We start from the raw sequence: 9,194 nt of genomic DNA on the forward strand, positions 1-9,194 counted from the left end.
GCCCACCCCAGGCCCTGCTCGATCTCGGGCGTGTGCCGGTGCCCTCCGCCCACACCGTAGGGGGACATGGACCCCATGGTCTCCGCGCCCAGCAGGTGAGGCTTCACGGACTTGCCCGCCCCCGAGGTGCCCGACGCGGCGACGACCACGAGGTCCGCGGGTTCCACGACGCCGGCCGCGAGCGCCGGTGCCAGCGCGAGCAGCGAACCTGTGGGGTAGCACCCCGGCACGGCGATGCGTGCCGCCCCGTGCAGACGGTCCCGCTGCGTGCGTCCGCTCGGATCCACGATCAGCTCGGGCAGACCGTACGGCCACGTGCCCGCGTGCTCCGTGCCGTAGAACTGCTGCCACGCCTCGGCGGACGCGAGCCGGTGGTCCGCGCCGGCGTCCACCACCACGGTCTCCGGGGGCAGCTGCGCGGCCACCGCGGCGGACTGGCCGTGCGGCAGGGCCAGGAACACGACGTCGTGCCCCGCGAGGTTCTCCGCGGTGGTCTCCAGGACCTCCCGGTCCGCGAGCTCGTGCAGGTGCGGCTGCAGCTCCCCCAGGCGGCGTCTGGCCGAGGAGTGGGCGGTGACGGTGGTGATCTCGATCTCCGGGTGCCCGCACAGCAGGCGGAGCACCTCTCCGCCCGCGTAGCCGGTGGCGCCCGAGACTGCTGCGGTGTAGGTCATGCGATCAGCATAGCGTATTTCTATGCACTCTATTCAATACTTATTCACCAGGGGCTGTTCGACCACCCGCCGCTCCGCCGGGGTTGCCCCGTGCACGGGGGCGGGTGAGACTGGCCGGAGAGGCACCGCCCGGTCGGGGCCGCCCCCCGCCCCGCCCGCACGCCGTCGCCCAGCAGCGAGCTGCCGTGCACCGTCTGACGTGCCCCACGAAGGAGACCGCACCATGACCACCACCATGCAGGCCATCGTTGCCCGACAGGCCGGGGACCCCGAGGTCCTCCGGCTCGACGAGCTGCCCGTGCCCACTCCGGGCCCGCGCGAGGTGCTCGTGCGCACCGAGGCCGCAGGGGTGAACTTCATCGAGACCTACCAGCGCTCCGGGGTCTACCCCGTGTCCTTCCCGTTCACGCCCGGGGCCGAGGGGTGCGGTGTGGTCACGGCCGTGGGAACGGAGGTGTCGGAGGTCTCGGTGGGGCAGCGGATCGCCACCGTCGAGGCCCGCGCCACCTACGCAGAGCACTTCGTGGTCTCCGCGGACTCGGTCCTGCCCGTCCCCGAGGACATGGGTTCAGAGACCGCCGCGACCCTCCCCCTGCAGGGCCTCACCGCCCACTACCTGGTGCGTTCCACGGTCCGGCTGGGCCCCGGGGACACCGCCGTGCTCACGGCGGCCTCCGGCGGCGTGGGCGGGCTGGCGATCCAGCTCTTGAAGCGCGTGGACGCCACCGTGATCGCCCTGACCTCCACGCCGGAGAAGGAGGAGACGGCGCGTGGGCTGGGCGCGGACCACGTGCTCGGCTACGAGGGGTTCGCGGAGCGGGTGCGGGAGCTCACCGACGGAGCAGGCGCGGACGTGGTCTACGACTCCGTGGGGCGCAGCACCTTTGACGAGTCCCTGCGCGCCACCCGCGTGCGCGGCACCGTGGTGCTCTTCGGCGGAGCCTCGGGCCAAGTGCCCCCGTTCGACCTGCAGCGGCTCAACGGCGCGGGAGGTCTCTACGTGACGCGGCCGTCGCTCGCCCACTACCTCCGGGACGCGCAGGAGCGCGCCTGGCGGTGGTCCGAGCTCACCGACGCTGTGGGCAGCCGCGACCTCACCGTGCGGGTGGGCGGGACCCACCCGTTGGCCGACGCCGCCGCGGCGCACCGGGATCTCGAGTCCCGCACCACGCAGGGCAAGCTGCTGCTCGTGCCCTGAGCGCGGTCCGCAGAACCGCGACTCACACGCCCACACGCACCCCGCGGTGGGTGCGACGCACGCCCCACACGGTCAGCAGGGCGCACAGCAGAGCGCTCGCACCCCACGCGGTGGCCTTGACCCGCTGGGTGGTGACCGTGGACTCGGTCACCCCCTCCGTGCCGTAGGTTCCGGGGACGTCCGTCTCCACGACCGTGAGGTTGCCGTCGCGCACGGCGAGCAGGGCGTCGACGTCCCGGGGGAAGTCCGCGTCCTGTACCCCGGCCTGGGTGCCCCGGAATGTGATCTGGTCCCCCTCCGCCTTCTGCTGCGGATCGTTGAGCCGGTTGTCGAACGGGTGCTGCACCACGAGGTCGTTCGCGGGCATGGTGCCCGAGTAGATCCCGTTGTAGTCCTGCGTGTCCAGGTCCTTGGTGAGGGTCTGGTACGTTCCGGACACCACCATGGTCTCCCCCGCCACGTCCTCCAGACGCGAGGCCTTCTCGAAGGACAGCGCGCACAGCACCCCCAGCACCACCGTGAGCACCGCACCCACGAGCGCCATGCTCACGACGAGCCAGCCCCGGGACCTCGGGGCGTGGTCGTCCTGCTGCTCGTGGAAGTCGATGAGTTCGCGGGAATCGGGGGACACGACGCTCCTTGTGGTGGGGGTGGGGGTGCTAGCTGCGGATCTCGGCGCCGTGGGCGTCCCGGGCCGCCGCCACGGCGGCCTCGCGGGCCTGCGAGGCCTCGTCCGCGGTGAGGGTCCGGTCCGGGGCGCGGAACCTCAACGCGATGGCCACGGACTTCTTCCCCTCCGGGATGCCCGTGCCCGCGTACACGTCGAAGACGTCCGCGGACTCCAGCAGCTCACCGGCACCACGGCGCACCGTCTCCAGCAGCTGCGCGGCCGTCACGGAGCCGTCCACCACGAGGGCGACGTCCTGCGTGGCGGCGGGGTAGCCCGAGATCGGCTGCGCCACCACGGCGGGTGCTTCCCGCTCGAGCAGGGCGGAGAGGTCCAGCTCCACGGCGCACGTGCGCTCCGGCAGGCCCTCGGCCGCCACGAGCTTGGGGTGCAGCTCGCCGGCCACGCCGATCACGGCGCCGTCCGGTGTGCGCAGCTCGGCCGTGCGGCCGGGGTGGAACGCGGCGTGACGGCCCTGGGCCACCTCCAGCTCGACACCGGCGCTGCGCGCGGCGAGCTCGGCGACGTCGAGTGCGTCCTGCCAGTCGTAGGCGCGCGGCGTGACCCACGGGCCAGCGGCGGCGTCGTGACCCGCCAGCACCGCGGCGAGCTTGCGCGGCTGGTCCGGCACGGCGGCGTGGAGGCGGTCCAGGTCCGGGTCCATGGGGCGCACGCCCAGGGGCGGCACCGGCTGCGTGTCCGGGGTGTAGCCCTCGGCGAGGAAGACGTGGCCGATCTCGTAGAGCGCGAGGTCACGGAACCCGCGGGAGTGGTTGCGCTTGAGCACCTCCAGCAGACCGGGCAGGATGCTGACCCGCAGCAGGGGCTGTGCCTCGCTGATGGGGTTCGCCAGCCTTATCGAGGGCACGCGCGCGCCCTCGGGGCTGCCCCAGCGGTCGTTGTCCGCCTGCGCGACGAACGGATAGCTGAGCACCTCGGTGAGGCCCGCTGCCGCGAGGGTGGCGGCCACGCGGCGTCGTGCGGCCTGCGAGCGTGTGAATCCGCGGCCGGGAGGGGCCACGGGGAGCCGGTTCGGGATCTTGTCGTAGCCGTCCAGTCGGGCGATCTCCTCGACGAGGTCGTCCTCGCCCGTGAGGTCGGGGCGCCAGGACGGCGGGGTCACGATCCAGCCGTCGCCCGTCTCGGTGACGTCCGCGCCGATCGCCGTAAGCGTGCGCTCCACGACCTCCGGGGAGTAGTCCACACCCACGCGCGCCGTGGGGTAGCCGGCCGCCAGGTCGATCGGGGTGGGTGCCTGCGTGTGGTCCACGTCCGTGACGCGACCGGTGTCCGCCCCGCCGGCCAGCTCGACGAGCAGGTCCACCACGCGCTGCGCGGCGACCGGTGCGAGCTCGGGGTCCACGCCGCGCTCGTAGCGCTTGGACGCCTCCGAGGGCAGCTTGTGCCGCCGAGCGGTGCGGGCGATCGAGACCTCGTCGAAGCGGGCGGCCTCCACGAGGATCCGGGTGGTGGACCCGCTCACCTCGGTGGCGGCGCCGCCCATGACACCGGCGAGCCCGACGGCGCCGGACTCGTCCGCGATCACGAGGTCCTCGGTGTCCAGCGTGCGGTTCCTGCCGTCCAGCGTGGTGAGCGTCTCGCCGGCCGTGGCCCGGCGCACGGTGATCCCGCCCTGCAGGGTGTCCGCGTCGTAGGTGTGGATGGGCTGGCCGTACTCGAGCATCACGTAGTTGGAGATGTCCACGGGCAGGCTCACCGAGCGGATGCCCGCCAGGCGCAGCCGCGAGGCCAGCCACGGCGGGGTGGGCCGGGATGCGTCCACGCCCTCCACCACGCGCACCGCGAAACGGTTGGAACCGGCGCGGCCGTGGATGGGGGCGGCGTCGTCGATCGTGACCGGGAAGCCGTCCTGCGTGGGGGCGGGCACGGACGGTGCCAGCTGGGCCACGGGATCCGTGAACGGGGCGCGCACGGCGTTGCAGTACTCGCGGGCGATACCGCGCAGGGAGAAGGCGTAGCCGCGGTCCGGAGTCACGTTGACCTCGGCGGCGGAGTCGTAGAGGCCCAGCAGCTCCATGGCGTCGGAGCCAATCTCGGGGTCCAGTCCGAGCCGGGAGAGCACCAGGATGCCGTCGTGGTCCTCGCCGATTCCCAGCTCACGCACGGAGGCGATCATGCCCGCCGAGGTGTGGCCGTAGGTCTTGCGCGCGGAGATCCGGAAGTCACCGGGCAGCACGGCACCGGGCAGGGTGACGACCACCTTGTCCCCCACCGAGAAGTTGTGGGCGCCGCAGATGATGCCCTGCACCCCGGAGGCCTCGATGCCCTTGCCGGTGAGCGTCTGCTCCTGGCCCTCGGGGACCACGCGCACGGTGCACCAGTTCACGGTCTTGCCGTTGGAGTGGGTCTCCGGCTCCATGGTGAGCACCTGGCCCACCACGATCGGCCCGGACAGCGAGTCCGTGGGGCGGTGGACGTCCTCCTCCTCCAGGCCGACCTTCACCAGGGTGGCCAGGACGTCCTCGGCGGTGGCGTCCTCGGGGACGGGCGCGTACTCGCGCAGCCATGACAGGGGAATACGCATGCTCTAGATCTCCATCCCGAAGTGCTCGCTGAAACGGACGTCGCCCTCGACCATGTCGTGCATGTCCGGGACGTTGTTGCGGAACATCAGAGTCCGCTCGATGCCCATGCCGAACGCGAAGCCGGAGTAGCGCTCGGGGTCGATGCCCGCGGCGCGCAGGACGTTGGGGTGCATCATGCCGCAGCCGCCCCACTCGATCCACCGCGGCCCGCCCTTGGCCGTGGGGTGCCACACGTCCAGTTCGGCAGAGGGCTCGGTGAACGGGAAGTAGTTGGGGCGCAGCCGGATGGCCGCCTCGGGCCCGAACATGGTGCGCGCGAAGTGCGTGAGGGTGCCCTTGAGGTCCGCCATGGACAGCCCCTCGTCCACCGCAATGCCCTCCACCTGGTGGAACACGGGGGTGTGCGTGGCGTCCAGCTCGTCCGTGCGGTACGTCTTGCCGGGGCACACCACGTACACGGGCAGCTCGCGCTCCAGCAGCGAGCGCATCTGCACGGGCGAGGTGTGGGTGCGCAGCACCAGGTGCGAGGACGGCGGGTCCACGAAGAACGTGTCCTGCAGCTGGCGCGCCGGGTGGTCCGGCTGGAAGTTCAGGGAGTCGAAGTTGAACCACTCGTGCTCGAGCTCGGGGCCCTCCGCAACCTCCCAGCCCATGCCCACGAAGATGTCCCCGATCTGCTCCATCAGGGTGTTCAGCGGGTGGCGCCCGCCCATCCGACGACGCCGCGTGGCCGCTGTGACGTCCACGGCCTCCTCCACGAGGATCCGGGCGTCCCGCTCCTCCTCGAGCTCGGCGGTGCGCGTGGCGATCGCCTTGTTCACGCGTCCGCGCGCCTGCCCCACGAGCTTGCCGGCGGTGGCCTTCGCGGCCTTGTCCAGTCCGCCGATGGCCCGGTTGGCGAGCGCCAGGGGGGACTTCTCGCCCGCGTGGGCGAGCCGGACGGTCTTGAGTTCGGGCAGATCCGCGGCGGCCCGGATCGCGCTCAGCGCGTCCTCGACGGCGGCGGTGACGGCCGCCTCGTCGGTGGGGTCCACCGCGGCGGACGGTGTGGTCTCGGACATGGTTTCTCGCGTTCCTGCGCTCGCGGACGGGGTGCTCCGTGTCCCTGGGGCGCGCTCGCCGCGGGACACGGCGGTGCCCGCCGCCGGGGCGAACGGGCACGGTCAGTCTAGTGGATGCGCCCGCGCCGTCCGCCCGTCAGGAGCCGGCGACGCCGCTCGCGGACCCGCCGGGGCCACGCGCACCGCCGCGGGTGCGGGCGGGGCCGGTCTGAGCACGTGCGGCCAGGCCCGGTCCGGTCGGGAGTGGTTCGGGCAGTGCTTGGGCCAGTGGTTCAGTCAGCACTTCGGTCAGGGTGCGTGCGACCGGGAGCGCGGAAGAACGCGGTGGCCACGGCACCGAGGACGAGCACCGCCCCCGGCAGCAGCAGCGAGTGGGACATCGCGAGGGCGAATCCCGGCTGCAGCTGCTCCGGCAGGGCCTGCCCCGACCCTCCCGTGGCGAGGTCGCCGCTTGCCGCCCCGGCCGGCAGGTTCGCGGCCAGCTGGGCCTGCATGAGCACGGCCATCATGGCGCTGCCCACGGCGGCCGAGACCTGCCGGGTGGCGTTGAACACCCCCGAGCCCGCGCCCACGACGTCCGGGGCGAGGTCCGAGGTGGCGGTGAGCGAGACCGGGGACCAGATCATGGCGCTGCCCAGCCCGATCACGAGCGTCAGCGCGGCCAGCAGCCACACGGAGGTCCCGGGGCGCAGGCTCAGGGCGTACGCGGCGAGCCCGGCGGCCATGATGAGCATCCCGGGCAGCGCGATGCTCCGCGGTGCCACCCGGCCCAGCGCCCGGCCCACGAAAGGGGCGAGGACCGCGGAGAGCAGGGACATGGGTGCGTAGCTCAGCGCGGCCACCGTGGGGTCCAGTCCGCGCACCACCTGCAGGTAGAGCATCGCGGGGATGATCATGGAGTTCACGGTGAGGCTCACGGCGGCCATGGCCACGTTGGCGAGCGTGAAGTTGCGCTGCGTGAGCAGCCGCAGCGGCACGAGCGGTTCGACGGGCGTGACGGCCTGCCACGCGAGGAACGCCACGAGCACCAGCACTCCGGCACCGATCACCATGGGGATCGTGACGGGCCCCACCACGGTGGACCACTCGTGGCTCTGCCCCTCCTGGATTCCGAACACCACGAGGAACAGCCCGAGCCCGGACAGCAGGACGCCCACCACGTCCAGGGAGTGGCTGCGCACGGGCAGCCGCGGCAGGTGCACCGCGGCGCGCCAGAACGCGAAGATCCCCACCGGCACGTTGACCCAGAAGATCCAGCGCCACCCCGCGAGGTCCACCAGGACCCCGCCGAGCAGCGGACCCACGAGCGTGGCCACACCCGCCGTGGCACCCCAGATCCCGAGCGCCGCACCGCGCGTGGCGGCCGGGAACATGCGGGTGATCACGGTCATGGTCTGCGGGGACATCAGCGCCGCCCCGAGACCCTGGACCACACGTGCGACCACCAGGGCGGTGACGTCCTGGGCGAAGCCGCACCACAGGGACGCCCCCGTGAAGACGGCGAGGCCCCACAGGTACACCGTCCGCGGCCCCAGCCGGTCGCCCAGCCGTCCCGTGATGAGCAGCGGCACCGCGTAGGCCAGCAGGTAGCCGCTCGTGACCCACAGCACCCCGGAGATGTCGGTGTGCAGGCCTGCGGTGATGGCCGGGATGGCGGTGGAGACGATCGTGGCGTCCACCAGGATCATGAAGAAGTCGAGCACCAGGGCCCACAGGGCGCGCCACGCCTGCGGGTCGGTGCCGTCCCGTCTCTCGGCGGTGCTGTGACTCATGCGCGCTCCGTTCCCAGCATCTTGAGCAGGGCTGCCACGATGGGCAGGTCCGCGGGTATCCACGGCAGCGCCAGGACTGCGGCAGGCTCGTCCAGCGGCAGCCACCGGACGTCCAGGTGGTCCTCACCGGTGCGGACCCGATCTTGGAGCACCCGTTCGGGCGACACGGGGTGCCGAGGTTCAGGGGCATCCGCGGGCCGCAGGCCCCTCGGACCGCGCAGCACGGCGGTGAACACCCGCATCACGGCGGTGCCGGTGAGCGGCCAGCCCTGGGGGTCCGGTGGTTCCACCTCGGACAGCAGGTCCAGGTGCACCCCGAGCTCCTCGCGGCACTCCCGCAGCAGGGCGTCGCGAGCGCCCTCCCCCGGTTCCTGCTTGCCGCCGGGGAACTCCCACAGCCCGCGCAGGGACTCGGGGTACGCTCGCTGGGCTGCGAGCACGCGGGTGGGCGACGCCGCGGCGTCCAGGATCGCGGCCCCGACCACGCGCGTCCGGGGGGTCCCGCCGGTCACGGGGTTCTGCGCCGCACGGTGATGACGCCGCTGTCCGCCCGTCGCTGCGCCCTCGCCGAGGCGTAGAGGCACACGGTCGCGGCGGTGCCCACGTTGAGGGACTCCGCCCGCCCGTACAGGGGCACGGCCACCGCCAGGTCCGCGAGGTCCCGTTCGTCATCCGAGAGGCCCTGCGCCTCGTTGCCGAACAGCCAGACCGTGGGATCCTCCAGCCGCACGTCGTGCTCCACCACCGGTGCGACGCCCGCAGAACGCAGCAGGGCGGCGTCGGCGAGCTCGTCCACGGTGGCCTGCGCGTAGCCGTCCGCCGCAAGGACTCGCAGGGAACGGCCCCGGGCCGAGGCCACGAAGGATGAGAGCTCCACCCCCGTGAGCACGGGGAGGTGGAAGAGGGAACCCGCCGTGGAGCGCACGGCCTTGGGGTTGAACGGGTCCACGCTGCCCTCGGAGAACACCACGGCACCGGCACCGGCCGCATCGGCGGCGCGCACCACGGTTCCGGCGTTGCCGGGATCCTGCACCCGGGCCAGGGCGCACACCAGGCGGGCGTCCGCGAGCGCGTCCAGCACGGCGACCTCAGGAAGGCGGCACACCGCGAGCATCCCCTGGGGGGTCACGGCGTCGGTCATGGCCCCGAGCACCTCGGGGGTGACCATCCGGAGGAACACGTCCCGCCGGGACTCGAGCGCCTCGAGGTCCGCGGCGATCCCCGGATGGCGTTCGAGCTCCTGTCGCGTGACGTACACGGCGTCCAGGGCGGGAAG

The 9,194-nt window shown here is 72.9% G+C and carries 8 protein-coding genes; 1 reads left to right on the forward strand and 7 read right to left on the reverse strand.

Going from position 1 to position 9,194, the window contains the following annotated elements:
* The coding region (locus tag D9R02_RS10210) for an Asd/ArgC dimerization domain-containing protein (RefSeq protein WP_259463947.1) at nucleotides 1–674 on the reverse strand (674 nt) is incomplete at its 3' end.
* 223 nt (nucleotides 675–897) lie between these two features.
* Here D9R02_RS10210 and D9R02_RS10215 point away from each other — a divergent pair.
* Nucleotides 898–1,872, forward strand: a complete 975-nt coding sequence (locus D9R02_RS10215) for a quinone oxidoreductase family protein (protein ID WP_121566858.1) — start codon at nucleotides 898–900, stop codon at nucleotides 1,870–1,872.
* 22 nt (nucleotides 1,873–1,894) lie between these two features.
* On the opposite strand, the gene D9R02_RS10220 is transcribed toward D9R02_RS10215, so the two are convergent.
* The 6 genes from D9R02_RS10220 to D9R02_RS10245 all read right to left on the reverse strand — a co-directional run.
* Complete coding sequence (locus D9R02_RS10220; protein WP_121566859.1) at nucleotides 1,895–2,503, reverse strand: hypothetical protein; 609 nt, start codon at nucleotides 2,501–2,503, stop codon at nucleotides 1,895–1,897.
* A 28-nt stretch (nucleotides 2,504–2,531) separates the two neighbouring features.
* Nucleotides 2,532–5,084, reverse strand: coding sequence for a phenylalanine--tRNA ligase subunit beta (gene pheT, locus D9R02_RS10225; protein WP_121566860.1), 2,553 nt, complete (start codon nucleotides 5,082–5,084; stop codon nucleotides 2,532–2,534).
* A gap of 3 nt (nucleotides 5,085–5,087) precedes the next feature.
* Nucleotides 5,088–6,146: a phenylalanine--tRNA ligase subunit alpha gene (gene pheS / locus D9R02_RS10230; protein ID WP_019310927.1), complete on the reverse strand. Its 1,059-nt coding sequence runs from the start codon at nucleotides 6,144–6,146 to the stop codon at nucleotides 5,088–5,090.
* 272 nt (nucleotides 6,147–6,418) lie between these two features.
* On the reverse strand, nucleotides 6,419–7,918 hold the full coding sequence (locus tag D9R02_RS10235; RefSeq protein WP_121566861.1) for a DHA2 family efflux MFS transporter permease subunit: 1,500 nt from the start codon (nucleotides 7,916–7,918) through the stop codon (nucleotides 6,419–6,421).
* On the reverse strand, nucleotides 7,915–8,430 hold the full coding sequence (locus tag D9R02_RS10240; RefSeq protein ID WP_121566862.1) for a (deoxy)nucleoside triphosphate pyrophosphohydrolase: 516 nt from the start codon (nucleotides 8,428–8,430) through the stop codon (nucleotides 7,915–7,917). The genes D9R02_RS10235 and D9R02_RS10240 overlap by 4 nt, the downstream gene beginning before the upstream one ends.
* On the reverse strand, nucleotides 8,427–9,194 hold a 768-nt coding region (locus D9R02_RS10245), incomplete at its 5' end, for a TrmH family RNA methyltransferase (protein ID WP_259463948.1). The genes D9R02_RS10245 and D9R02_RS10240, both read right to left, overlap by 4 nt.

Origin of the sequence: Kocuria rhizophila (assembly GCF_003667225.1) — a bacterium.
In the GTDB taxonomy this organism is placed as follows: domain Bacteria; phylum Actinomycetota; class Actinomycetes; order Actinomycetales; family Micrococcaceae; genus Kocuria; species Kocuria rhizophila.